Origin of the sequence: Nocardiopsis sp. FIRDI 009, from assembly GCF_003386285.1 — a bacterium.
Lineage (GTDB): Bacteria > Actinomycetota > Actinomycetes > Streptosporangiales > Streptosporangiaceae > Nocardiopsis.
The window spans coordinates 131,412-156,330 of record NZ_QPNC01000018.1; the positions used below are offsets into that span (position 1 = coordinate 131,412).

General features: G+C 73.1%; 24 protein-coding genes. 12 read left to right on the forward strand and 12 right to left on the reverse strand.

Annotated elements, in window-relative coordinates; translation table 11 throughout:
• The first annotated feature begins 134 nt into the window (after positions 1 to 134).
• A complete protein-coding gene (locus tag DVR05_RS15910; protein ID WP_116246671.1) occupies positions 135 to 1,493 on the forward strand; it encodes an NAD(P)/FAD-dependent oxidoreductase in 1,359 nt (452 codons plus the stop codon).
• 52 nt (positions 1,494 to 1,545) lie between these two features.
• On the opposite strand, the gene DVR05_RS15915 is transcribed toward DVR05_RS15910, so the two are convergent.
• From DVR05_RS15915 to DVR05_RS27070, 3 genes are read right to left on the reverse strand one after another with little or no spacing between them, the layout of a single operon-like run.
• Positions 1,546 to 3,153 (reverse strand): amidohydrolase, encoded by a 1,608-nt coding sequence (locus DVR05_RS15915; RefSeq protein ID WP_116246672.1) that lies wholly within the window; start codon positions 3,151 to 3,153, stop codon positions 1,546 to 1,548.
• The gene (locus DVR05_RS15920; protein ID WP_116246673.1) at positions 3,150 to 4,562 is read right to left on the reverse strand and encodes a cytosine permease; all 1,413 of its coding nucleotides are present in this window, start codon (positions 4,560 to 4,562) and stop codon (positions 3,150 to 3,152) included. Before DVR05_RS15920 ends, DVR05_RS15915 begins: the two co-directional genes overlap by 4 nt.
• Positions 4,559 to 4,723: a hypothetical protein gene (locus DVR05_RS27070; RefSeq protein ID WP_198659208.1), complete on the reverse strand. Its 165-nt coding sequence runs from the start codon at positions 4,721 to 4,723 to the stop codon at positions 4,559 to 4,561. The genes DVR05_RS15920 and DVR05_RS27070 overlap by 4 nt, the downstream gene beginning before the upstream one ends.
• 94 nt (positions 4,724 to 4,817) lie before the next feature.
• Between DVR05_RS27070 and DVR05_RS15925 the strand changes: the two genes are divergently transcribed.
• A complete protein-coding gene (locus DVR05_RS15925; RefSeq protein WP_232832169.1) occupies positions 4,818 to 5,456 on the forward strand; it encodes a TetR/AcrR family transcriptional regulator in 639 nt (212 codons plus the stop codon).
• Between the two features lie 204 nt (positions 5,457 to 5,660).
• Here the strand turns inward: DVR05_RS15925 and DVR05_RS15930 are convergent, their stop codons facing one another.
• A complete protein-coding gene (locus DVR05_RS15930) occupies positions 5,661 to 6,671 on the reverse strand; it encodes an N-acetylglucosamine kinase (RefSeq protein WP_116246732.1) in 1,011 nt (336 codons plus the stop codon).
• Positions 6,672 to 6,884: 213 nt separating this feature from the next.
• Here DVR05_RS15930 and DVR05_RS15935 point away from each other — a divergent pair, with 213 nt between their 5' ends.
• A complete protein-coding gene (locus DVR05_RS15935) occupies positions 6,885 to 8,165 on the forward strand; it encodes a GNAT family N-acetyltransferase (protein ID WP_116246675.1) in 1,281 nt (426 codons plus the stop codon).
• A 138-nt stretch (positions 8,166 to 8,303) separates the two neighbouring features.
• A complete protein-coding gene (locus tag DVR05_RS15940; protein WP_116246676.1) occupies positions 8,304 to 8,498 on the forward strand; it encodes a DUF1918 domain-containing protein in 195 nt (64 codons plus the stop codon).
• 63 nt (positions 8,499 to 8,561) lie between these two features.
• On the opposite strand, the gene DVR05_RS15945 is transcribed toward DVR05_RS15940, so the two are convergent.
• A complete protein-coding gene (locus DVR05_RS15945) occupies positions 8,562 to 9,617 on the reverse strand; it encodes an aminotransferase class V-fold PLP-dependent enzyme (RefSeq protein ID WP_116246677.1) in 1,056 nt (351 codons plus the stop codon).
• A gap of 77 nt (positions 9,618 to 9,694) precedes the next feature.
• Entirely contained in the window at positions 9,695 to 10,234 is a 540-nt protein-coding gene (locus tag DVR05_RS15950) for a MarR family winged helix-turn-helix transcriptional regulator (protein WP_116246678.1), read from the reverse strand.
• Between the two features lie 268 nt (positions 10,235 to 10,502).
• Between DVR05_RS15950 and DVR05_RS15955 the strand changes: the two genes are divergently transcribed.
• From DVR05_RS15955 to DVR05_RS15985, 8 genes are all read left to right on the forward strand, one after another.
• Positions 10,503 to 11,462, forward strand: a complete 960-nt coding sequence (locus DVR05_RS15955; protein ID WP_116246679.1) for an MBL fold metallo-hydrolase — start codon at positions 10,503 to 10,505, stop codon at positions 11,460 to 11,462.
• Positions 11,463 to 11,534: 72 nt separating this feature from the next.
• Positions 11,535 to 13,226 (forward strand): FAD-dependent monooxygenase, encoded by a 1,692-nt coding sequence (locus DVR05_RS15960; RefSeq protein ID WP_116246680.1) that lies wholly within the window; start codon positions 11,535 to 11,537, stop codon positions 13,224 to 13,226.
• A 46-nt stretch (positions 13,227 to 13,272) separates the two neighbouring features.
• Complete coding sequence (locus DVR05_RS15965; RefSeq protein ID WP_116246681.1) at positions 13,273 to 14,478, forward strand: homogentisate 1,2-dioxygenase; 1,206 nt, start codon at positions 13,273 to 13,275, stop codon at positions 14,476 to 14,478.
• Positions 14,475 to 15,326, forward strand: a complete 852-nt coding sequence (locus tag DVR05_RS15970) for a hypothetical protein (protein ID WP_116246682.1) — start codon at positions 14,475 to 14,477, stop codon at positions 15,324 to 15,326. Before DVR05_RS15965 ends, DVR05_RS15970 begins: the two co-directional genes overlap by 4 nt.
• Positions 15,327 to 15,350: 24 nt before the next feature.
• Positions 15,351 to 16,565 carry a fumarylacetoacetase gene (gene fahA, locus DVR05_RS15975; RefSeq protein WP_116246733.1) on the forward strand — a complete coding sequence of 405 codons (1,215 nt, stop codon included), beginning with the start codon at positions 15,351 to 15,353 and terminating at the stop codon, positions 16,563 to 16,565.
• 89 nt (positions 16,566 to 16,654) lie between these two features.
• Complete coding sequence (locus tag DVR05_RS26625; RefSeq protein WP_157982453.1) at positions 16,655 to 16,930, forward strand: hypothetical protein; 276 nt, start codon at positions 16,655 to 16,657, stop codon at positions 16,928 to 16,930.
• Positions 16,927 to 17,304 carry a type II toxin-antitoxin system PemK/MazF family toxin gene (locus DVR05_RS15980; RefSeq protein ID WP_116246683.1) on the forward strand — a complete coding sequence of 126 codons (378 nt, stop codon included), beginning with the start codon at positions 16,927 to 16,929 and terminating at the stop codon, positions 17,302 to 17,304. Before DVR05_RS26625 ends, DVR05_RS15980 begins: the two co-directional genes overlap by 4 nt.
• Before the next feature lie 342 nt (positions 17,305 to 17,646).
• Entirely contained in the window at positions 17,647 to 18,474 is an 828-nt protein-coding gene (locus tag DVR05_RS15985) for a hypothetical protein (protein WP_116246684.1), read from the forward strand.
• 261 nt (positions 18,475 to 18,735) lie between these two features.
• On the opposite strand, the gene DVR05_RS15990 is transcribed toward DVR05_RS15985, so the two are convergent.
• From DVR05_RS15990 to DVR05_RS16015, 6 genes are all read right to left on the reverse strand, one after another.
• The gene (locus tag DVR05_RS15990; RefSeq protein ID WP_116246685.1) at positions 18,736 to 19,185 is read right to left on the reverse strand and encodes a carboxymuconolactone decarboxylase family protein; all 450 of its coding nucleotides are present in this window, start codon (positions 19,183 to 19,185) and stop codon (positions 18,736 to 18,738) included.
• A 49-nt stretch (positions 19,186 to 19,234) separates the two neighbouring features.
• Positions 19,235 to 20,431, reverse strand: coding sequence for an aminotransferase class V-fold PLP-dependent enzyme (locus DVR05_RS15995; protein ID WP_232832170.1), 1,197 nt, complete (start codon positions 20,429 to 20,431; stop codon positions 19,235 to 19,237).
• Positions 20,424 to 21,743 (reverse strand): pyridoxal-phosphate dependent enzyme, encoded by a 1,320-nt coding sequence (locus DVR05_RS16000; RefSeq protein ID WP_116246687.1) that lies wholly within the window; start codon positions 21,741 to 21,743, stop codon positions 20,424 to 20,426. Before DVR05_RS16000 ends, DVR05_RS15995 begins: the two co-directional genes overlap by 8 nt.
• A complete protein-coding gene (locus tag DVR05_RS16005) occupies positions 21,740 to 23,218 on the reverse strand; it encodes a Y4yA family PLP-dependent enzyme (RefSeq protein ID WP_116246688.1) in 1,479 nt (492 codons plus the stop codon). The genes DVR05_RS16000 and DVR05_RS16005 overlap by 4 nt, the downstream gene beginning before the upstream one ends.
• A 194-nt stretch (positions 23,219 to 23,412) precedes the next feature.
• Complete coding sequence (locus tag DVR05_RS16010; protein WP_116246689.1) at positions 23,413 to 24,234, reverse strand: barstar family protein; 822 nt, start codon at positions 24,232 to 24,234, stop codon at positions 23,413 to 23,415.
• 3 nt (positions 24,235 to 24,237) lie between these two features.
• Positions 24,238 to 24,861, reverse strand: coding sequence for a TetR/AcrR family transcriptional regulator (locus tag DVR05_RS16015; protein ID WP_198659209.1), 624 nt, complete (start codon positions 24,859 to 24,861; stop codon positions 24,238 to 24,240).
• Positions 24,862 to 24,919 lie beyond the last annotated feature (58 nt).

A 24,919-nucleotide genomic window follows, 5' to 3' on the forward strand; every position in this document is an offset into this window, starting at 1 on the left:
CGTCACCGCACGTCTCGGCTGTGACACGCCGCACGGTCGGGGCGCTGCGGCCGTACGGCGTGTCACCCCTTCCCCCGGCGCCCGTCAACCGTCACGATCGAGGGGACCACCAGCACACGGGCGGAGCCGGGCACATGGAGCACGTCGACGCGATCGTCATCGGGATGGGGCCGGGGGGTGAGACGGTCGCCTCCCGCCTCCTGGACGCGGGGCGCCGCGTCGCCGTGGCCGAGCGCGCGCTCATCGGAGGGGAGTGCGCCTACTACGCCTGCATCCCCTCCAAGGTGCTGCTCCGCGCCCCCGAGGCCCGACAGGAGGCGGTCGAGGCCGCCGGGGTGGACACGCCCGGACTCGACTGGCCCGCCCTGCGCGACCACCGCGACCGGATGATCCGCCACCTCGACGACTCCGCGCAGGTCCGGGGCTACCGCGACCGGGGCGCGCTCGTGCTCCGGGGCCAGGCGCGCGTCGTCGGACGCGACCCCTGGCGGGTGTCCGTGGGCGAAAAGCAGGTCAGCGCCGACCACCTCGTCGTGGCCACCGGCTCCGAGGCGGTCCGCCCGCCCGTGGCGGGCCTGGACGAGCTGGGACCGGCCCGGATCTGGACCAACCGCGAGGCCACCACGCTCACCGCCCCGCCCGAGAGCGCGCTGGTGATCGGCGGCGGCGCGGTCGGGATCGAACTCGGCCACTTCCTCAACCGGATGGGCGCCGAGGTCACCCTCGTCCAGCGCGGCCCCCGCCTGCTGGACCGCGAGGAACCGCGCCTGTGCGAGCTGATCGGAGAGCGGTTCGCCCGCGACGGCGTCGACGTACGCGTGGGCACCACCGTCGCATCGGTCGCCCGCGACGGGTCGGGTGTACTCGCACGCCTCGACGACGGCCGGCGCGTGCGCGCCGACGTCGTCGTCCTGGCCTCGGGCCGCCGCCCGCGCGCCGACGGGCTCGGTCTGGCCGAGCTGGGCGTGGACCTGGACCGGACCGCGCTGGGCGTGGACGAGCGCTGCCAGGCGGCGCCGGGGCTGTGGGGGGTCGGCGACGCGACCGGACGCGCCATGTTCACCCACGTGGCCAAGTACCAGGGGCGGGTCGTCGCCGACAACATCCTGGGCCTGGGCCGGAGCGCCGACTACACGGCCGTGCCCCGCGTGGTCTTCTCCGACCCCGAGATCGCCGCCGTGGGGCTCACCGAGGAGCGGGCCCGCGCCCAGGGCGTCGACGCGGTCACCGCCGAGGTGGACGTTCCGGCGAACCTGGCGCGCCCGTGGACCTACTCCATCGACCCCGAGGGCACGCTCGGCCTGGTCGCCGACCGCGCCAGCGGCGTGCTCGTGGGGGCGTGGGCGTTCGGCCCCCTGGCCTCGGAGTGGATCCACACCGCCGCCCTGGCGATCCACGCCCGGATCCCGGTCGCGCTCCTGGCCGACTCGATCCCCCAGTTCCCCACGTTCAACGAGGCCTACCTCGTCGCCCTGGAGCGACTGAACCTGTGACGCGGCGGGGCGGGACCGGTCAACCGCCACTCCGGCCCCGCCCCGACCGGTCTCACCCCTGGCGGTACACCACCCGCCCGTCGACCACGGTCATCGCCACCGGCAGCTCGGGCAGGTCGTCGGGGGCGGTGGTGAGCGGGTCGCCCGCGAACACGGTCAGGTCCGCCCGGGCCCCCTCGCGCACCACCCCGGCGACGGACTCCTCCCCGGTGCCGTAGGCCGCCCACGACGTGTAGCCCGCCAGGGCCTGGCCCGCGGTGAGCGCCTGCTCCGGCCCCACCGGCTCCCGGCCGTCCCGCCCTGCGGGCCGCCGCAGCCGAGCCCCGGCCATGACCGGACGCGGGTCGAAGGCGGCGATCGGCCAGTCCGAACCCAGCGCCACCCGGCCGCCCGCGGCGACCACGTCCCCGTAACGCCAGGCGCGGGCGCAGCGCGCGTCGCCCACCCGGCCCGACCAGTTGTCGGAGTGGTCGGGCAGCGTCCAGTCCATGTGCGTGGGCTGCATCGAGGCCACCACGTCCAGCTCGGCGAAGCGCGGGACGTCCTGGTCGAGGATCAGCTCGGCGTGCTCGATCCGGTGCCGCCCCCGGGCGGGCGCGCCCACCCGCGCGTAGGTGTCGAGGGCGTAGGTGACCGCGCGGTCGCCGATCGCGTGGGTGAAGGAGGGCAGTCCCAGCGCGGCCACGGCGCCCACCGCCCCGCGGTACCGCTCCGGGTCCCGCCAGATGGGCCGGTTCCCCTCGCCCAGGCAGTCGGGGTGGTGCAGCCAGGCCGCGCCGCCGTCGATCGTGCCGTCGAGCAGGAACTTCACCGCGCCCGTCCGCAGCAGCCGACCCGACCGCCCGCGCAGGTCGCGCACGATCTCCAAGGTGTCGTCGACCCGCCCGGGCAGCGCCCATGGGGCGAGCAGGACCCGGCTGGTCAGCTCGTCGCGCTCGGACAGCAGTTCCAGCGTCTCCAGGGTGCCGGGCGCCAGGTCCAGCACGTGCAGCCCGGTCAGGCCCACGGCGTTCTGCCCACCCAGCACGCGCCGCAGCCCGCGCGCGCACTCCTCGACGTCCATCGGGGGCACGGCCTCCTGGCCGGTGAACACGGCCAGGGTCTCGCGCAGGTAGCCGGTGGGGAGCCCGTCGTCGTCCACGTCGATCTCGGAGTGGTCGGCGAACTCGATCGGTCCGGTGATCCCCGCGCGCCGCAGCCCCTCGGAGCTCATCAGCGCGTTGTGGGCGTCGATCATCGAGATCATCGCGGGGCGGCCGCCGACCGCCGCGTCGATGTGGTCGCGGTGGGGGGTGCCGGGCCGGAACGCGGTGTACTCCGCGCCGAAGCCGATCACCCACGCGTCGGGCGGGAGGTCGGCGCAGTGCGCGCGCAGGGCCCGGCGCAGGTCGTCGAGGTCCTCGATGTGGGTGAGGTCGACCCCGCGCCCCTGGGACAGGGCCAGCACCGGGTGCTGGTGGGAGTCCACCAGGCCGGGGGTGACCGTCAGGCCGGTCCCGTCGACCACCTCGGTGCGGCGGCCCGCCAGGGCGCCGACCTCGCGGTCGTCGCCGACGGCCACCACCGTGCCCGCACGGACGGCGACGGCGGTCGCGGACGGGCGCGTCGGGTCCATGGTGTGGACGCGGGCGCCGCGGATCAGCAGGTCGGGGGCGGTCAACGGTAACCTCCTCGGTTCAGCGGGCGGACGATCGCCTTGGTGAGCACGACGTGCACCGCGGCGGTGACGGCGAAGGCGGGCAGGGACGCGGTCAGGTACGGGAAGAGGGGGGAGCTGGCGTAGGTCACGGGGTTGAGCAGGAGCAGGTAGGTGACCGCCCCCGCCGCCACGGCGACGAAGGCCACCGGGTTGATCCCCTGCCAGAACCCGTAGCGGGACTCCTCATCGCCGGTGTACAGGTCGCGCAGGTGCAGCCTGCGGCGGCGCAGGAGGTAGAAGTCGGCGAAGTACACCGCGCACAGCGGCGCCACGATCAGCGCCACCAGGGCGAGGAAGCGGAAGAACAGCTCGTAGACGCCGCCGGGGAAGAAGACCATGACGGTGGCGGGCAGCAGGAGCAGCGCGGCGAGCACCGGCCAGGGCAGGTGGGCGATGGCGCCGTGCAGACGCTGCACGGCCAGCGCCCCGGAGTAGGTCTGCCCCAGGATGCTGGTGACGTTGGCGAAGGCGACGAACAGCAGGGCCAGCGCGCCCAGGACCACGCCGCCGACCGGGACCATCCACGTCGTGGGGTCGCTGGAGCCGAAGGCGAGCGCGGCCAGCGTGCCGACCAGCCCGGCGACGGTGCTGGCGCCGAACAGGCCGATGAGGTTGGGCCAGTACGCCACCCGCGCGGTGGTGGTGAGGCGGGCGAGGTTGCCGGTGATCGCCCACCAGGAGAACCCGGCGCCCAGGCAGACCTCCAGTGCGGCGGTGTAGCTGAGCAGCGGATCGCCCAGGGGGGTGAGCGGGGCGAGGGCCGCGAGCTCGGCGGGGCCGCGTTCGCGCAGGATCACGACGAGCATGACCAGGGTGATCACGGCCAGGGCCGGGGCGATGAGGCCGTTGACGCGGCTCAGTGAGAGCGGTCCGCGCAGCAGCAGGAGCCAGCAGGCCACCAGCGCCACCAGGCAGAAGCCGATCACCACGGGGGAGTCCGCACGCAGGTCGGTGCCCAGGACCGCGTTGGACACGTTGGCCAGCGCGCGACCGAACATGATGGCCAGGATGGCGTTCCAGGTGGCCAGCAGGAACGGCATGAGCAGCAGCAGGAGGATCCGGACGCCGTTGCGCCCGAAGACGCTGCGCAGGGCGCCGAACTGCTCCACGCCGTACTTGGCGGACGGGACGCACGTGGTCAGCGCGACCAGGACCACGCCGACGAGATTGCCGACCACGGTGACGGCGATGGCCGCCTTGGCCCCGACGAAGAGCGCGACGCTCCCGCCGGTGAGGAAGGCCCAGGTGGCGATGGCCAGGCCCACGTTGACCGAGGTGAAGCCCCAGAAACCCCACACGCGCTCGCCGCGCAGCAGGGGGAGTCCGGCCAGGGAGCCGGCGGAGCCGGAGACGGTGGGGGTGTCGCTCATGACAGCCCCCACCACAGCAGGAGGACGCTGACACCGACGACGGCGACCGCGGTCACCACGAGGTCGAGGGCGGGCAGGTCGGCGTGCGCGGGGTCGTGGTAGTCGGGGGATTCGATGGTGCGGATTCGGGTGTCCAATTCCGCCAGATCGTTCGCGTGCATGTGGAACTCCTGACGACTAACGTTGTTAGTTGATACGCTAGGGGGAGTTTCCCGATTTGTGAAGTACCTCACGGAAACCCTGACGGAGAGCGGTGTGGATGCGCGGGCGGCAGCGGTGAACGGCGGACCCCGGACGGCCCTGACGCGTACCCTGATCGCCTCCGCCGCCCTGGGCGTGCTCGACGAGGAGGGCGTCGACGCCCTCACCCTGCGCGAGGTCGCCCGGCGCCTGGAGGTCAAGGCGTCCTCGCTGTACAACCACGTGCGGTCCAAGTCCGAGATCCTCGACCTGGTCACCGAGCTGATCAGCGGCAAGGTGGATCTGGCGCTGCTGGACGCGGACGACTGGCGCACGGGGCTGCGCCGGTTCGCGGTCGCCTACCGGGACGCCTTCCTCGCCCACCCCAACGCCACCGCCGTCATCGCCCGCCGCGCCGTGGAGACCCCCTCGTCCCTGCGCTACTACGCCCGATCCGTCTCGTCGCTCACCGACGCCGGATGGTCGCCCGCCAAGGCGTTGGAGATCGTCCTGGCGGTCGACTACATCGTCATGGGCTCGATCATCGTGCCCTTCTCCACCGGCTTCGTCCGCCCCCCGACCTCCTACGGGCCCGACCACGCCCCCCTGGCCGCGGCCATCGGCGCCGTGGACCCGGACACCGTCGACGACACCGCCTTCCGGGCCACCCTGGACGCCTATCTGACCGGCCTCGGCGACCCGCCGACCGGGTAGCGGCGCGGCGTCTCTCCGAACCCCCGCCCCGGTCCGCCCGACACCCCGGGCGCCGCTCCGCGACGGACTGGCCGGGCGACCTCCACCGGCGCCCGCGGCGCGCCACCCCTCGTGGGACCGCCGCCCGTTCCTCGCCGCGCGGCATCCCTCCTGCGCCCGAACGGCGACCGGTGGCCCGTCCCGGGAAACAGGGCCGGGTCCCGGTCAGGCGGCGTCACTCCGGCCGCTCCGCCGACCCGTCCGGGTGAAGACCTCGTGCAGCGCGCGGTCGGTGTCGGACACGCCCGCGCGCAGGGCCGCCAGCCACGCCGCCCCGCCCGCCGTGCACCCGGCCATGACGATCTCCGTCCCCGACGATCCCAGCTCCAGCTTGCGGGTGAGCGCGGCGCGCACCGGTGCGGAGTGGCTGAGCACGCCGCCGGACAGCACCACCGGGGTGTGCTCCCCGGGCGTGCGCACCTGGTGCACGGTGTGCGCCAGGTGACCCGCCGCGGCCTCCACGATCACCTCCGCCGCCGGATCACCCGCCGTGTGCGCCTCACTGACCAGCGGCGCGAGCGTGGCCAGCGCCACCGGAGGCCCCTCGGTCAGCGTCCGGGCGAAGTTGCGGGCGTGCTCCTCGGGCCAGTGGTCCTGCCCGTCGACCGGGCGCTGACCGGGGATGACGCGCTTGGCCACCGTGCGCGCCAACGGGCTGAGCTCCCCGCCCCGGGACAGCTGCCGCGCGGTCTCCTTGGCCGCCTGGTGGCCGATCCAGAACGCCGAGCCGTCATCGCCGATCAGCCATCCCATGCCGTCGGCCGACCGGGTGCGACGCCGTCCCTCGAACCTCGTCGCGATCGCCCCGGTCCCGGCGATGAGGACCGTTCCGTCGGGCAGCGGCGTGCCCGAGGCGAAGGCGACCTCGTCGTCACCGGTGAACTCCGTCTTTCCCCGGGGCAGGCCAGCCTCGACCAGGGCCTCCTCCATCCGCGCGCGCACGTCCGCGTCCCGCAGCGCCGACACCCCGGCCAGGCCGACCACGATCGCCGCGACCTCCTGGCGCGCCCAGCGTTCGGCGCGGTCCAGGGCCCCCTCGACCGCCTCGGTCAGCTGGGCGGCGGCCCGGATGACGCCGTGGGTGTTGGGGTTGGCGCCGCCCGCCCACGACTCGCCCAACCGCTCACCGGTCAGGGTGGTCACCAGGGCGCGGGTGGTGGTGCCGCCCGCGTCCACCCCCACCACGACGCGCGTCGCGCCGCGCGCGGACCGGGTTCTGTGCCGTTTCGGTGTCGAAGGAGGAGTCACACCGTAGAGGTGCCCCTCCGTGACGTCCGTTACTCCTCGGTGAGGTATCGGCCTCCGAACCGGGCGGACACCGCGCCGTGCTCTCCACACCCCGGGAAAACGGGTGGCCACGTCCGCGGAGCCCCTGATAGGCAGACTGTCATGACGAAGACTTCCGAACCTGATCCGACCCCCGCGCCAGCCACGGACTGGACGGTGCGCGGCACCGACCGCGACGAGTACCCCCAGGCCGCCGGAGTGGTGGGGGAGGCGCTGCTGGCCCCGGGCTCGGTGGAGGAGCGACTGGAGTACATCCGCCCGCTCATCGACGCCCACGGCTACGACCGTGTCCTGGTGGCCGTGGACGGGGACCAGATCATCGGGTCGGTCAACGCCTTCGGGTTCGAGATGACGATGCCCGGCGGACCGCGTCCGGTCGCGGGCGTCACCGGAGTGGGGGTGTGGCCCACCCACCGCAGGCGGGGCGTGCTCAGCGCGCTCATCCGCCGTCAACTCCGCGACCTGCGGGAAGGCGGTGAGAGCATCGCGGCGCTGTGGGCGTCCGAGGGAGGTATCTACGGCCGGTTCGGCTACGGGGCGGCCTCGATGGAGACGGAGCTGACCGTCGCCCGGCCGCACGGCGCCCTCGTCCCCACCGCCCCGCGCGATCCCGCGCTCACCCTGCGCCTGCTCGGCGCCGAGCAGGCCCGGGAACAGGTGGCCGAGGTGTTCGACCGGGTGCGTCCCACCCAGATCGGCCGCTTCCGACGCGACCGGGCCTGGTGGGACCGCGTCCTGAGGGACACCCCGCAGGTGCGCGGTGACCGCACCGCCCTGAACGCCGCCGTCGTCAGCGACGCCGACGGTCCGCTGGGGTACGCCCTGTACCGGACCCGCAGGGCCTACGACCAGGCTGGCTGGCACAGCGAGCTGCGCGTCGAGGAGCTGGTCGCGGCCACACCCGCCGCCCGGGTGGCCCTGTACGACCACGTGTTCCAGCGCGACCTGGTCGCCACGGTCGTGGTGGAGCACGCCGCGGTGGACGACCCGCTGTGGACCCTCATGGCCGACCGGCAGCGGATCAGCGCCGTGCCGACCACCGCCCTGTGGGTGCGGCTCGTGGACGTGCGCGCCGCCCTGGCCGAGCGCTCCTACGCGGCGCCGGTCCGGACGGTGGTCGAGGTCGGCGACCGGTTCGCGCCCTGGAACGCGGGTCGGTGGCGGCTCGGGGGCGACGGGGACGGCGCCGCGGTCGAGCCCACCGACGACGAACCGGACCTGTCCCTGGACGTGTCCCATCTGGGCGCGGCCTTCCTCGGCCAGCACACGCTCGCCGCCCACGTCGCGGCCGGGGTGGTCACCGAGCACACCCCCGGTGCCGCCGACCGGTTGGACGCCGCCCTGCGGGTGCCCCACGCCCCCGTGTGCGGGGTGGTCTTCTAGGAGTCCGCCGCCTTTCCCCGGCCGTCGCGGTATGCGGCCGGGGTGTTCGGGGTAGGTGCCGACCTGGGCACACGACGATGTGTGTCCGTCGCGTCACGGAAACGGGCGCGCGGAGCAGCGACCGGGGGAGTCGAAGACATGCACGCGAGCGTGGGAGACCGGGTCCGGATCAGGGGCAGGGTCGTCGGCATGAGGGAACACACCGGCGAGATCGTCGAGGTCCGCGGTGCGCAGGGTGAGCCGCCCTACCGGGTGCGGTTCGACGACGGGCACGAGTCCCTGATCGTTCCGGGGCCCGACTGCGTCGTCGAACCGCGTCGCCCGGCGGACTGAGCACTCCGTCCACGCGTGGAGGTCCGGGTTGTCCCGGGCCTCTCCCGCGTGGCCGCATCCGGCCTACCGCAGCGCCTTGACCAGCCGGTCGACGTCCTCCTCGTCGTTGTACAGGTGGAACGAGGCCCGCAACCGCCCGGCGCGGGTGGAGGTGACGATCCCGGCCTCCGCCACCCGTCGGGCGGACTCCTCGGAGACCTCCAGCGACACGATCGCCGATCCGGTCGGTTCGAGGTCCAGGGCGGCCCGGAGGCCGTCTCCCAGGGCGGTGTCGTGCCGGTGGATCGCCGCCACACCGACCTCCTCGATGAGTTCCAGCGCCGGGGCCAGCCCGATCCAGGCCGACCACACCGGTGCCAGGTCCAGGCGGCGCGTCCCCTCGGCCAGCCGCAGCGGGCCGCCGTACAGGGAGTCCCAGGGGGTCTGGCCCGCGAACCAGTTCGGCGCGAGCGGGCGGAGCGCGGCCAACGCCTCGTCCGTGCCGGTCAGCAGTGCCGCCCCGCGCGTCCCGAGCGCCCACTTGTAGGTGCTGCACACGGTGAAGTCGACGCGGTCCGCGGGCACGGGGAGCCAGCTGAACGACTGGGTCGTGTCGACCATCAGCCGGGCGCCGTGGTCGGCGCACGCCGCGAGCAGGTCCTCCAGCGGGGCGATCGCGCCGTCGGCCGACTGGACGGCGGCCACGGCCACCAGGGCCGTGGCCGGGCCGACCTCGTCGGGCAGGCGGTCGAGGGGGACCTCGCGGACGCGGATCCCCTCGTCCCGCCGGGCCATGAAGGGGAAGACCACCGACGTGAACTCGTTCTGAGCGACCAGCACCTCCGAGCCCGGGGGCAGGCTCGCCGCGATCGTCCCGACGAACTGGGAGACGTGGGCGCCCACGGCGATCCGGTCGACGGGGACACCGGTCAGGCGGGCGTAGGCGGCGCGGGCGGAGTCCACCGCGGCGTCGGCGCGGGCCGGCTGGAAACGGCCGGCGGCCACCTCGTGGGTGTGCCGTTCGAGGGCCCGCAGCGCCCGGTGGGGCGGGAGGCCGTGGGTGGCGGTGTTGAGGTAGGTGACCTCGGGGGAGAACTGCGTTCGTGCGGTCTCGAGTCGGGATCGGCTGCTGTCGTCCATGCCCTGATGCTCACAGCGGCGGGTGGTCCGCTCAAGGGCCAATCGGGGCGGAAGTGGTGTTCGATCCGCGGCGCGCCTCAGCTGCGGAACTTGGCCTGTGCGGTGGTCGATCCGGCCATGAGTTTGTTGAGCAGGCGGACCAGCTCGCGGCGCTCCTCGGGTTCGAGCGCCTCGGCCCAGGCGCTCTCCCGCCGGTTGTGGGCGCGGAAGCCGCCCAGGATCGCGCCGTAGCCCGCCTCGGTCAGGCTGAGCTGGAGGGCGCGGCGGTCGTGTTCGGCGCGTTCGCGGACGATGAGCCCGTCCCGTTCGAGGGTGTTGAGCAGGGCGGACAGGGCGGCGCGGCTCATGCCGGAGATCTCGGCGGTGGTCTTGGCCTCCATCGGCCCGGCCAGCCACAGCGCGAAGATCACGCGGAACCCCGGCCAGGTGAGCCCCCTGGGCCGGTGGACGGACGACTCCAGGTCGTAGATGACCATGCTCGTCGCCCGGTTGAGGGTCAGGACCATGCGCATGGCCTCCGCGTCGACGGAGGGCAGCTCTCGTTCCGCCTTCTGCACCGCGTAGTCGACGAATGACCAGAAGGTGAGGTCGGTTGGGGGAGCGGTGTTATGGGTCACCTCACCAGCCTAGTACCTGGGTCCGCCGTGGAACGGGCGGATCCCGTGCGCCTCGGCCGAACGGGGGCCGGGTACGGCGGCGGTGTGTTCCGCGGCGGGTCGTGCGCGGGCGGGGAGGATACCCTCGGAGAGTGATCTGTATCACCCACGGATCGGCCGGAGATCTCTTGGCCGTGTGGTGCGGAGCACGTTATGGTCCAAATCATCAAAGGTTTGATTAATTGGGCGGCCGACCGCCGTCCATGAGCGAGTGAGAGGTCCCACGACCATGGCCAAGCCGTTCGCCTCGTCCGCCGACACCGAGGCCAAGGAGCAGACACTGGAGGTCCTGGCCGACGGCGTCTACGCGCTCACCGCCGAGGGCGACCCCAACGTGGGCGCCATCGAGGGCGAGGACTTCCTCGTCGCCTTCGAGGCCCTGGCCACCCCCGCCGCGGCGCGGGACTGGCTCGCCCTCCTGCGCGAGCACACCGACAAGCCGGTCCGCTACCTCGTGCTCTCGCACTACCACGCCGTGCGCGTCCTGGGCGCCAGCGCCTTCGACGCCGACATCATCCTCACCCACGAGAAGACCCACGAACTCATCCGCGAGCGCGGCAAGGAGGACTGGGCCAGCGAGTTCGGCCGCATGCCCCGCCTGGCCAAGGACCCCGACTCCGTCCCCGGCCTGACCTGGCCCACCCAGACCTTCGCCGACCGCACCACCATCGACCTGGGCGGCGACCGCGGCGAACTGGTCCTGGAGTACTTCGGCCGCGGCCACACCGAGGGCGACATCGTCGCCTGGCTGCCCAAGCACAGGATCCTCTTCGCCGGCGACCTGGTCGAGGCCGAGGCCGCCCTCTACACCGGCGACGCCTTCCACCACGACTGGGCCGGACCCACCCTCGACCGCGTCGCCGCCCTGGAGGCCGAGGTGCTCGTCGGCGGTCGCGGCGCCGTCACGCACGGCCGCGCCGACGTCGACGCCGCCATCGACCAGACCCGCGGCTTCCTCACCACCATGATCCGCGAGGTCGGCGCCGTCCACGAGCGCGGCGGCACCCTCAAGGAGGCGTTCCAGGCCGCCCACGCCGCCCTGGAGGGGACCTACGGGCACTGGCCGATCTTCGAGCACTGCCTGCCCTTCGACGTCTCCCGCCTGTGGGACGAGTTCTCCGGCATCGAGCGGCCGGTCATCTGGACCGCCGAACGCGACCGCGAGGTCTGGGACCAGCTCCAGAGCTGACCGAGGCCGACCGCCCCCCATCCCCCGACCGCCGCGCCCCGCACGGGCGCCCCACGCCGAACGGAGCCCACGATGCGCCCTCCAGCTCCACGACCCCCCGCCGACACCGTCGCCGACCCCGTCCTGGTGCTCGGCGCGGGGCCGGTCGGCCAGACCGCGGCCCTGCTCCTGGCCCGGCGCGGGGTGCCCGTCCGGATCGTCGACACCAGACCCGAACGCGACGCCGTCGGCTCCAAGGCCATCTGCCAACAGCGCGACGTCCTGGACGTGTGGGACTGGCTCGGCGCCGGAACCATCGCCGAGGAGGGCCTGACCTGGGACACGGCCCGCACCTTCTACCGCGACCGCGAACTGTTCAGCGTCCGCCTGCCCGACCCCGGCGCCTCGCCCCTGCCCCCCTTCGTCAACATCTCCCAGTCCCGCACCGAGCAGGTCCTCGACCACCTCCTGGACGAGGCCGGCGTGCCGACCCTGTGGAACCACCGCGTCACCGGCCTCACCCAGGACGACGAGGGGGTCGACGTCGAGTGCGCCACCCCCGGCGGGCCGGTCCGCCTGCGCGGCTCCCACGCCCTGGCCTGCCTCGGCGCGCACGGCGGCGTCGTCCGCGACGCGCTCGGCCTGGGCTTCGAGGGCACCTCCTTCGACGACCGCTTCCTCATCTGCGACATCCGCGCCGACCTGCCCGGCTGGGAACGCGAACGCCGCTTCTACTTCGACCCCGAGTGGAACCCCGGCCGCCAGGTGCTCATCCACCCCTGCCCCGACTCGGTGTTCCGCATCGACTGGCAGGTCCCCGCCGACTTCGACCTCGACGCCGAACGCGACACCGGCCGCCTGGACGCCCGTATCCGCCAGATCATCGGCGACACCCCCTACGAGATCGTCTGGAACTCGGTCTACCGCTTCCACACCCGCGTGGTGGACCGCATGCGCGCGGGCCGCGTCCTCCTGGCCGGGGACTGCGCCCACCTGGTCGCCCCCTTCGGCGCCCGCGGCCTCAACTCCGGCGTCCAGGACGCCGAGAACGCCGCCTGGAAGCTCGCCTACGTACGCGCCGGATGGGCGGGGGAGGAGCTCCTGGAGAGCTACCACACCGAACGCCACGCCGCCGCCCTGGAGAACGCCGAGGTCACCAGCGCCACCATGCGCTTCCTCGTCCCCCACGGTCCCCAGGAGCACGACCGAAGGCTCAGCGTCCTCGACCGCGCCCTGACCGACCCCTCCGCCCACCCGCACGTCGACTCCGGACGCCTGGCCGAACCCTTCTGGTACACCGACTCCGCCCTGACCACCCCCTGCCCCGAACGCCCCTTCGGCGGGCGCCCCCCGCGCGGACAGGCCCCCGTCCCCTGTCCCGGGGTGATCCTGCCCGACGCGCCCGCCGTCCTGCCCGGCTCCGCGCGACCCACCCGGCTGCGCCCCCTCCTGCGCCAGGGCCTCACCCTCCTGCTCGGCCGCGCCCCCGAGGGGCAGGACCCCGCCGCCCTCCTCGACCGCGTCCGCGCCACCGCCGAGCACGCCTGCCCGGCCCCGACCACCGCCCTGTACCTGGCCGACGTCGACACCACCGGCGCCCTCACCCGCGCCCTGGACCCCGCCCCCGGGCAGGTGTGGGTCGTGCGCCCCGACGCCCACATCGCCGCCGTCGTGCCCGGAACCGACACCGCCGCCCTCCGCGCGGCCCTGCGCGCCGCCCTCGGCCTGGCGTCCGACCGGGCCGAGCCCGGCACGCGACACCCGCGGACCACCACGACCCGCTGATCCCGACCCACCACGGCTCGACGACCACGGTAAGGAGATCACCGCCATGGCCCACTACCGGAAGGTGGGCGAGGTGCCCCGCACCCGCCACACCCGGCACCGCAACCCCGACGGCGGCCTGTACTACGAGGAGCTGATGGGGGAGGAGGGCTTCTCCAGCGACTCCTCGCTCCTGTACCACCGCGCCATCCCGTCGGCGATCGTCGACGCCGCCGAGTGGGAGCTGCCCGACCTGACCCGCACCCGCAACGCGCCCCTGGTGCCCCGCCACCTGAGGCTGCACTCGCTCTTCACCGACCGGGACTGGAAGGCCGCCGACGTCGTCGGGTCCCGCCGCCTGGTCCTGGGCAACGACGACGTGCGCATCTCCTACGTCGTCGCCGGGGCGCCCTCGGAGCTGTACCGCAACGGCATCGGCGACGAGTGCGTCTACGTCGAGTCCGGCCAGGCCCGAGTGGAGACCGTCTTCGGCGCCCTCGACGTCGGCCGCGGCGACTACGTCATCCTGCCGCGCGCCACCACCCACCGCTGGGTGCCCACCGGCGACGGACCCCTGCGCGCCTACGTCGTGGAGGCCAACAGCCACATCGCGCCGCCCAAGCGCTACCTGTCGCGCTACGGGCAGTTCCTGGAGCACGCCCCCTACTGCGAACGCGACCTGCGCGGGCCCTCCGAGCCCCTGCTCGTCGACGGAGAGAACGTGGACGTGCTCATCAAGCACCGCGGCGACGGTCCCGGCGGCATCTCCGGCACCCGCTACACCTACCCCACCCACCCCTTCGACGTCGTGGGCTGGGACGGCTGCCTGTACCCGTACGTGTTCAACATCGACGACTTCCAGCCGATCACCGGCCGCGTCCACCAGCCGCCGCCCGTCCACCAGGTCTTCGAGGGGCACAACTTCGTCATCTGCAACTTCGTGCCCCGCAAGGTGGACTACCACCCCGAGTCCATCCCCGTGCCCTACTACCACTCCAACGTGGACTCCGACGAGGTCATGTTCTACTGCGGGGGCGACTACGAGGCCCGCAAGGGCTCCGGCATCGGTCAGGGGTCGATCTCCCTGCACCCGGGCGGCCACTCCCACGGCCCCCAGCCCGGCGCCTACGAACGCAGCGTCGGCGTGCACTACTTCGACGAACTCGCCGTCATGGTCGACACCTTCCGCCCGCTCGACCTGGGCGAGGGCGGCCTGGCCAGCGACGACGGCGGCTACGCCTGGACCTGGGCCGGAGGGAGGAGGAACCGGTGACCCACCCCCTCTACCACCAGCTGTTCGACGACGCCGCGCTCTTCCCGCCCGGCAACGCCCCCATGGGCCAGGCCGTGCCCGCCCACCGCGGGTACCGCTCCGGGTGGCGCGACGGCTACGTCGGCCCGTTCCTGGTCGCCGACGGCCGCGTGGCCGAACTCCGCGCCGTCCTGGCCCGGGAGGAACCGGCCCACGAGACCCTCGCCGTCGCGGTCACCGTCCCCGGCGGCCCCGACGGAATCGGCCCGGCCGTCGAGTCGGTCCTGGCCGATCCCGCCCTGCGGCTGGTCGGGGTCGAGGCCGCGGCCGAACCCGGCGCGGCCGCGACCGTCGCCGGGCACCTCACCCGCCACCTGCCGCCGGGCGCGTCCGGGTTCGTGGAGGTCTCCCGCGCGGGGAACGTGCCCGCTGACCTGGACGCCCTGGTCGGCACCGGCCACAGCGCCAAGTTCCGCACCGGCGGCCTGACCCCCGAGGCCCACCCCGGCGAGGCCGAACTCGCCGCGTTCGTGACCGCCGTCCTCGCCCGCGGACTCCCGTTCAAGTGCACCGCCGGGCTGCACCACGCCGTCCGCCACACCACCGCCGAGGGCTTCGAGCAGCACGGGTTCCTCAACCTGCTCGTCGCCACCGCCGCAGCCGCCGACGGCGCCGGGACCGACGACCTGACCGGGATCCTCGCCGACCGCGACGGCGCCGCCCTGGTCGACGCCGCCGCCCGGCTGACCCCCGACCAGGCCGAGGCCGTGCGTGCGAGGTTCGTCTCCTTCGGCACGTGCAGCGTCGTCGAACCCCTGGAGGATCTGGTCACCCTCGGCGCCCTGGTCCCCGACCCCCGGCCGCACTGACCACCACCACAGAAAGCAGCGATGATGCCCGACACCTGGCTCGACCTGGACCCGGACGCGCCGTTCGGCCCGGCGACCCTGCCCTACGGGGTGTTCAGCACCGACACCGACCCCGCGCCGCGCACGGGCGTGGCGATCGGTGACCACGTCCTGGACCTCGGCGCCGCCGCCCGCGCCCTGGACGCGCCGTTCGCCGACACCGTCGCCCGGCCCGACCTCGACGCTCTCCTGGCCGCCGGACGGCCCGTCTGGGACGCCGTACGCGCCGCCCTGACCACGTGGTTCACCGACCCCGGCCACGCCGACGCGATCCGGCCGCACCTGGTCGAGCGGTCCCGGGCGCGCCTGCACCTGCCGTTCACGGTCGCCGACTACGTGGACTTCTACGCCTCGGAGCACCACGCGAGCAACGTCGGCCGGATGTTCCGGCCCGACCAGGAGCCGCTCACGCCCAACTGGAAGCACCTGCCCATCGGCTACCACGGACGCGCGGGCACCGTCGTGGTCTCGGGGACCGACATCGTGCGCCCCACCGGACAGCGCAAACCCCCGACCGAGCCCGCGCCCCTGTTCGGGCCCTCCGCGCGCCTGGACATCGAGGCCGAGGTCGGCTTCGTCGTGGGCACGCCCAGCCGCATGGGCGAGCGCGTCGCCGTGGACGACTTCGCCGACCACGTCTTCGGGGTGTTCCTGCTCAACGACTGGTCCTCGCGCGACCTCCAGGCGTGGGAGTACGTGCCGCTCGGCCCGTTCCTGGGCAAGTCCTTCGCCACGTCGGTCTCGCCGTGGATCGTGCCGCTGGCCGCACTGGAGTCGGCCCGCGTCGAGCAGCCCGCCCAGGACCCCGAACCGCTGCCCTACCTGCGCGGCAGCCAGCCCTGGGGGCTGGAACTGGACCTGGAGGTGCGGATCAACGGTCACGTGGTCTCGCGTCCGCCGTTCGCCACGATGTACTGGACGGCCGCCCAGCAGCTCGCGCACATGACGGTCAACGGGGCGTCGCTGCGCACCGGCGACGTGTACGCCTCGGGCACGGTCAGCGGGCCCGAGCGCGAGCAGCGCGGGTGCCTGCTGGAGCTGACCTGGGGCGGCAAGGAACCACTGCGGCTGCCCGACGGCACCGAGCGCACCTTCCTGGAGGACGGCGACGAGGTGGTCATCACCGCGACCGCGCCCGGGCCGGACGGGACCAGGGTGCACTTCGGCGAGGTGACGGGACGGATCCTGCCCGCCCGTTAGGGCGCCGTCGTCGGCCCCGCGCACCCTCCCGGGGGTGTGCGCGGGGCCGACGTACGAGGAGTGTCCAACATTTGTTGGACCTTGGAGGTATGAGCACCGGATTTCGACCCACGGAAGCGGACACACAACTCATCGAACGTCTGAAGAGCCCGGGGGAGTCGACCAGCGAACTGATCCGGCGTGGACTGCGCTCCCTGGCCAGGGAGGAAGAACGGCGCAGAGCCTACGAGGACATGATCCGTATCGCCGAATCCGGCGAGAATCCTGCCGATGATCCGGACGAATGGGAGTACACGGCCGACGGTCGTATCCGCGTTATCGGCACTGACACGACCGTGAGCGCACGTCGGGAGGGGCCCCGTTGATCCGAGGCGCTGTCTACCCGATTGAGTCGGGGGACGCCAAGCGCGGCCATGAACAGCGTGGACGCCGTTTGGGGGTGGTCGTCAGCGATGGCCCACGTGTGTGGTCCACGGTAACCGTCCTCCCCACATCGACCAGTGCCCAGGCGGCGCTGTTCAGGCCCCGGTTGCACATCACCGGACGCGACACCCCGGCCCTCACCGACCAGATCCGGACCATCGACACCAGCTACGTGGTCGGTCACCCGGTGGGGTACCTGGACCACACCGACATGGCGCAGGTGGAGTACGCGCTGGGCCTGTGGCTGGCGTTGAGCATCGACAGCGGTTTCCAGTCCGAAACCGCTGTTCGTCTCATGACTGAGTCGGTCGTCTGAGTCGTGCGTCCTGTGAACACGCAACCATCCCGACCCCCGCCGCGTCTCACGTTCCGTCGCGTCCTCCCGACACGTGACAGAACGGAAGGGTTTCCCCACGATGCGAGACGACCTGACGGATGAAGACGACTGGAGGGAACTCGAGTCGATGGGATTCGGGCAGCACGACGACACACGCTCCGTGTTCGACCCGACCCTGCCCGAGGAGATGCTCCGAGGGCTGCGCGCGGGCGCCGCCGAGGTCCGGAAGGCCCCGCCAGGGACGCGGCCGCGGCTGCTGCGGACCCGGCGGGAGCGTCTGATCACGGGCGGGATCGCCTTTTCACCGCCACTCTGGGCGCGATGGCCGTGTGCGACTTCGTCCTGGACGCGGCGACGCTGTCCATCGTGGTGGGCGTCCTCGGGCTGTTCCTCTACATCCCGGTGCGCCTGGGAGAGGACGGGATCAAGGGGGAGCTGTCGACCCTCGGTTTCGGACTCCTGTGGTCCCTGTGGGGGATCGGGATGAGTGGTTTCGGTGGGGCCTTCTTCTCCTTCCTCCTCGTCCACCTGCTGCGCTTCGTGTCCTTCGTCTTCTTCGTCGGGAAGGTGGCGGAGTACGTGGTGCCCGCGGACCGGTTCGTCGACCGCGCCAGGCTCGGACACGGGGCGCGCGGGAAACTGCGCCGGGTCCAGGACGCCTGTGACCGTGTGGCGCGGGCCCAGCGCCTGATCCCGGCCTTCGACGGCCGGTCGGCACTGGTCGTCCTGCGTGAACAGGAGTGGCTCGTGGCGTGCGACCTGGCTCGGATCGCGCCGCTGGCCGAGGAGGTCCGGAGGATGGAGGCGGAAGCCGTCTCCGACCGGGTCCGCGCGGCCACGCACTCCAGGGCGCGGGCGGTGGAGGCCGCGAACCGCCAGGTGGACCGGCGGCTGGACCAGATCGCCGCGTACGTGCGACCGGTGGACGCCGCGCTCACCGCCTACCGGGAGTGGGAGCAGCTCTCCCGGCTGGCCGAAGACACCGATGACTACACCGACCTGCTGGCGCACAGCGGCTCCGACCCCGCGGGCCCGCTCCCGCACGACCTGCGCAGGGAGGACGCGCTGCGCGCGGCCCGGAGCGCGTTCGAGGAGCGCGTGCGCGAGGCCCACGAGGCCGCCGACCGACTGGCCTCAGCGGTCCGGTAGAGAGCGGCGGGGCCCACCGGTGGCTCCGGTTCGGTCGAAGCCCCCGCCGTGTCCTTGGGCGTCCGGCGGCCGTGACCGGGTGACCGATGGCATGATCGTGCGCCTCCTCCCGCGTGGGGAGGGTTGCCTGTCCGACTCACCGGTAATGAATCTACGCCGTAAAGGTGGCCTTTCAGTTCACCGAACCAGAAACAAAGACCAACGAACGAGGGCGCGTCCGGTGTCCTCACCGAACGCCCCCGACGACATTCGGGCCGCGGATCACTCAGGCCGACGCCCCACCGCCACGTCCACCTGGTTCACCGCGTTGGCCGTGGCGATCGAGAACACCAGGTGCGCCAGTTCGCCCTCACTGAACCGCGCCCGGGCCTCCTCCCACACCCGGTCGGGCACGGGGCCGCCCCCGGCGACCGTCATCGCCTCGGCCAGGTCCAACGCCGCCCGCTCCTTGGGCGTGAACAGGTCGGTCTGCCGCCACACGGCGACCGCGTGCAGGCGCCGGTCGCTCTCGCCCTTCCCGGCGGCGGTCTGGGTGTGCCGGTCCACGCCGTGGGCGTTGCCGCTCAACTGGGCGGCCCGCACCAGCACGAGTTCGGTCAGCAGGGGGTCCAGGAAGCCCACCGCCTTGTCGTGCAGGGCGGCCAGGGCCGTGTTCAACTGCGGAGCCACCTGGCGCGGCTCCATCCGGGGCTCGTAAGCAACGTCACTCATGGTGGAGAGGTTAGCGCGGTGCGTGACCTCATGGGAGTGGTTTCCATGTTCACAACTCCCGGAGGACCGCCAACAGCCCGTCGATCTCCGCCACGGTGTTGTACACGTGCAGACTCACCCGCACCGAACCCTCCCCCGGCTGGGCCCCCGCCTGGCAGTGGCTGTCCGACCGCACCATGAACCCGTGGCTGAACAGGATGAACCCCAGATCCCCCGAGTCGATCCGCTCGTGCCGGAACGCGACGATCGACGTACGCCGCTGCACGGGGGAGTCCTCGGCCAGACTCAGCTGACACCCCAGCACCTCGAAGGCGGGCAGTTCGCTCAGCCCCTCGGTCAGCCGGGCCGCCAGCCCCGCGCACCAACGGTCGATCCGCTCCAGTCCGGCTTCGTCCAACCAGTCCAGCGCAGCCGCCAGACTGGCGATCCCCACCGTGTTCGGCGTGCCGTCCCACCCGCCGGGGGAGAACCGCGGCCCCCGCGCCTGCCGAGCCCACACCGCCCCCGTCCCGGGCAGCGCCAGCGCCTTGTGCCCGGAGAAGACCACGAAGTCCACGTCCGACGCGGCCACCGACACCGGCAGGTGCCCCACGCTCTGCGCCGCGTCCAGGCAGATCACCGCGTCCGGTCCGACCGCCGCGCGCACGCGGTGCACGTTCATGTCGCCCCCGTAGACGTGGTGCACGTGGGTGACGGCCACGAACCGCGTCCGGGGCCCGGCCAGCGCGGCCAGCGCGTCGGTGTCGTAGTCACCCGACCCCGCCTGCCTCGGCATCTCCACCACCCGCACCCCGATCCCGCGCCGCGCCAGCACATCGCGCGCCTCCAGCCACGGCGACAGGTTGGCCTGGTGGTCGGCGAACGGCACCACGATCTCGTCCCCGTCCGCCAGGAACCCCGTCAGCCAGTCCAGGGCGATCCTGCGCAGCCCCTCGGTCGTCCCGCCGACGAAGTGCACCGCCGATCGCGCCGGCTCCGGATCATCGAGGAACGCCTTGACCCGCTCCCGGGTGTCCTCCACCATCGTCGTCGTCGCGTTGGCCCAGGGGTAGGTGCCGCGCCCCGCGTTGGCGTTGCCGGTGACCAGGTACTCCTGGACCGCCTCCAGCACCGCGCGCGGCTTCTGCGACGTCGCGGCGCTGTCCAGGTAGGCCAGGTCCGGGTGCCCGGTGATGATCGGGAACTGCTCGCGCAGGGGCCGCTGCCAGTTCCCGAGCTCCTCCCACGCCCGCCCCACCTCAATCACGCACCAGCGGGGCACCCGCGTCGCGCCAGGCGATGATCCCGCCCGCCAGGCTGCGCGCGTCGGTGTGACCCATCCGGGTGAGCAGCGCGGCGTAGCGCGCCGACTGCTCACCGACCGGGCATGCCAACAGGACGGGCTGCCGGGTACTGAACGGCAGCCCGCCGCGCAGCATCTCGTCGAACAGTTCGTCCACGATGTTCACCGATCCCTCGATGTGCAGCGCCGCGTAGGCGAAGGGGCTGCGCAGATCCACGACGAGCGGCCGCTCCTTCGCGATCCAGCCACGCGCCTCCGCCACGTCCAGGGCCGGGGCGGCCAGCACCTCCTCCTCGGTCAGGCTCGCCACCGAGTTGGCCTCGGGCGGCCGGTGGAACAGGTCCGGGCGCAGCCGCCGCACGTAGCTGAGGTAGCTCTCGCACCGGTCGCACACGATGAACACGGCCGTGGCCCGCCCGGTCAGCGTCGCGTCGACCTCCCGCAGGTGCCGCACCGCCCCGAAGTAGGCCGCACCGCCCGTCGGACCGGCCAGGATCCCGCACCGGCGCACCAGCGTCAGCATCCCCTCGACCGCGTCCTCGGCGCTGACGTCCTCGATCGTGTCGTACACGCCCGGGTCGAACAGCCCCACCTCGTGCACCTCGTCGATGGTGCGGATGCCGGGGATGAAGTCGGACTTGGCACCGACCAGCCCGACCACCCGCGTCCCCGGGTCGTGCTCGCGCAGCACCCGCGCCACCCCCGTGGAGGATCCCGCGGTGCCCACGCACGCCACGAAGTACTCCGGGGCACGTCCGCCCAGGTCGGCGACGATCTCCGGCCCCGTGCCCGCCGCGTGCGCGTCGGCGTTGCGCGGGTTGAAGTACTGGTCGGTGTGCAGGTGGGCGCTGTCGGGCGCGGACAGTTCCTGGTGGATGAGGGTGAGCGGGTCGTCGGTCAGGGTCGGGTCCAGGCACTCGGTCCGCCCGGGCAGCTCCTCGATGTGCGCCCCCAGGAGCAGGAGCAGGTCCTTGATCTCCGGCACCCGCATCCGGTTGGTCACGCTGCGGAACGGCAGACCGTGCATCCCCGCGATGGCGGCCAGCGCCTTGGCGGTGTTGCCGCTGGACAGTTCCACGACCGTGGCGCCGGACCGCCGGGCCTCGGCCAGCCCCGGCCGTGCCATGTTCCACGCCGCCCGGTCCTTGACCGAGCCGAACGGGTTGAGCATCTCCAGCTTCGCGTACAGGTCGATGTTGCGCAGGCCGTGCACGGCCGGGTCTATGCGCACGAGCGGGGTGTCGCCGATGGCGTCGGTGATGCTGTCGTACCTCACGCCGACCTTCCTTCCGGACGCGGAACCGGCCAGTACTCCTCGTCGAGCGTCCACCGCCAGCGCCCCGGCCCCCCGCCGATCGCGACCTTGCGCGCCGGGGGTTGGCGCTGGGCGTGGGTGGCGGCGAAGTCCATGCAGTAGCCCGCCGTGTTGGCGAAGGCCAGCAGGTCGCCGGGGCATGGGGTGCGGGGGAGGAAGACCCGGCGGCGGGTGATCAGGTCGCTCTCCAGGCACAGGCTCCCGGTGAGGAACACACCTGCGGGCTCCTTGGCGTCGGCGGGGTCGGCCGGGCCGCTGCCGCCCCTGTCCAGCAGCAGCGGGTCGACGAGCACGCCGTGGTCCTCCAGCCCGATGTCGGTGGCCTTGGCGGCGAGTCGCAGCACGGGCTCGCCCGCCCGCGTGGTGCGGGTCTCCAGCACGCGCGCCAGGGTCAGGCCGCACTGGTCGAGCAGGGCGCGGCCCGGTTCGACGTACAGGTCGTAGAGGTTCTCCAGCAGCAGACCGCCCAGCGGACGGCCCAGGGTCGGCGCGGTCCGCGACAGCAGCGCGTCCAGGTAGGCGGGGCCCGCGTCGGGGCGGTGGGCGGGGTACAGGCCGAGCGACCCGCGTACGGTGCCGCCCTCGGCGCGCAGGCCGTAGCCGTGCCCGCCCCACGTCAGCGGCGGTCGCTCGCCCAGGACGGCGCGGGTCAGTTCGGTGGTGTAGCGGTCCCACTCGTCCCGGTGTTCGACGTAGCCGGTCCCGAACCCGCCGCCGACGTCGACGATCCTGGGCTGGAAGCCCCGGGCGCGCAGGGTGTTCATCGCGTGCAGGCAGCCTTCGAGGGCGACCGCCTTCTCGTCGAGGCTGACGGTGTCCAGGTGGTAGGCGGTGCCGACGGGGTCGATCGCGTCGCGGTGCCGTTCCAGGTCGTCCAGGAGGCCGTCCAGGGCCGCGGCGGGCACGCCGAAGCGGCTCTCGCGCGAGCGGATCGCCACTCCCGGCGAGGTGAACCCGGACAGCCGGACCAGGACGCGCACCGGGGCCAGCCGATGGTCGCGGACGATCCCGGCCAGGGTGTCCAGCTCGGTGGGGCCGTCGATGTGGACGGTGGCGCCCACCAGCGCGGCCAGCCACAGGAACTCCGGTCCCTTGGGGCCGGAGGCCACGATCCGGTCGCCGGTGAACCCGGCGCCGAGCGCGTGCCGCAGTTCGTCGAGTGAGGCGACGTCGACGCCCGCGCGGGTCGCCGCCAGGTGCCGGACCAGGGCGCTGGACCGGTTGGCCTTGTGCGCGAAGAACTCGCGCCCGCCCAGCCGGTGGGCGCGACGGACGTCGGCGAAGCGCTCGGCGTTGGCCGCGATCCGGTCGGGTAACAGCACGTCGAGGGGGGATCCGAGCGCGTCGACCAGGGTGTGGAGGAGGTCGGACGAGTCCAGGAGGGGCGCCAGCGGGGGTTCCAACCGCGGTCGCAGGTACAGGGGGGCCTCGTCCACCCGGCTCTTCCTCCCCAGAGCGGAACACTCTCGACGGTCCTCCCGACTCCTTTCCAGTTGCCGCGCCGCTTACCCGCGCATGACCGCCACTTCACCGGGCGTGAGGCGGCGGGGGAGAAGTCTTTCGAGGAAGGAGGTACTGCGACCCCCGCAAACTATGACCAGGGTCACATTGAAGAGTGGGGTGTGCGGACTCAGCACAGCTCGACGATGACGCCGAAACGCCGCAGGGTGCGAAAGACGTCGTCGAAGTAGCCGAGCCGTCCCTCAGGGGCGAGGCGGACGTCGGCCAGTGCGCGCCGTGACGCTCGGGCGTCGTGCCACACGAGCCGGAAGGGGGGCTCGGCGGCGAACCCGCCGGACAGGCAGTCGCGCATCGCGTCCATACCCGATCCGTAGTAGCCGCCGGGGCCGTCGAGCGCCTCGCCCAGGGCGCAGTGCAGGCCGGGGACGTCGCTGACGGCCCGGCCGTCCAGGTGGTATTCGCCACCCGAGCGCGGGAGCGGGGTGTCGGCGCGGGTGAAGTGCAGGTGGAGCGCCAGTCGGAGCCACGCGTTCCTGCCCTCGGCGGAGAAGGCGGTCCACTGGTTGAGGGAAGTCGGGACGCCCTTTCGCCACAGGTCCCACACCGGCCGCGCGGTCACTGGGAGACGCTTGTCGTCCCCGTCGGCGATGGGGATGTCGAGGAGCGCGCCGCCCGTCGCCGACGGCTGGGCTCCCGCCGTGTCCAGGGTGACCGAGAACCGTTGCATCTCCCGCCCGCTCGCGTCCAGTGGGCACAGCTCAACCCTGACCGGGGCGCGATCGTCCGCGCGGCGCAGGGCGTCGACCAGCGCTGTGGCGGGTTCGCAGCCGATGAGCCGGAACGGACTTCCCGTCGCGTCCCCGGGGGCGACAAACAGGCCCTCGACGTCCGCGCACCGTCCCCACAGCTGTGTCCCCTTCCAGGAACGGCGCGTCAGCGCGTACCCCACCGGGAACGGCCGGTCCCACGTGACCCACGCCCGGCCGACCACCGGCTACCCCTCCGCGCCCAGGGCGCGCATCAGGTACGGCAGCAGTCGGTCGGCCATGTCCGCGCCCGGGTTGGCCCCGGGCACGTGCGGGATGAGGAACGTGTGGGTGACCATCGGTCCGATCACCATCTCGCCGACCACCACCGGGTCCTCGACCGGCGAGATCTCCCCGCGCTCGGCCGCCCGCTCCAGCAGCGCCGCCACCCGGTTCTGCAGCGGCATGACGAACGCGTCGAACAGCACGTCCGCCAGCGCCTGGTTGTGCGCGGCCTCGCCTACGATCGCCCGCAGCAGCCGTCCCGAGGGGCCGTCGAGCGCGCGGGCCTTGTCGTGCAGCACCCGGCTCAGGTCCGACTCCAGGCTTCCGGTGTCGAGGTCGGGCCCCAGGTCCTCGGCCCAGGCCTGGGCGGCCCCCACCACCAGGTGCTCCTTCGACCGCCAGCGCCGGTACAGCGTGGCCGTGGAGACCCCGGCGCGTTTGGCGACCGCGGCCGTGGTCAGGCCGCTGTACCCGTGCAGCTGGAGTTCGGTGAGCGTGGCGTCCATCAGCGCGCGGTCCCGGGCGGCGTCCCGCGGCCGCCCCCGGGAGGGGGCGCCGGACGCCTCGGGCAGATGGTCCGTGGTCATGCCAGGAATCCTATGCCAGCCACCCTGTTGGAAACGAAACATTTTCGTTTAGTATCGG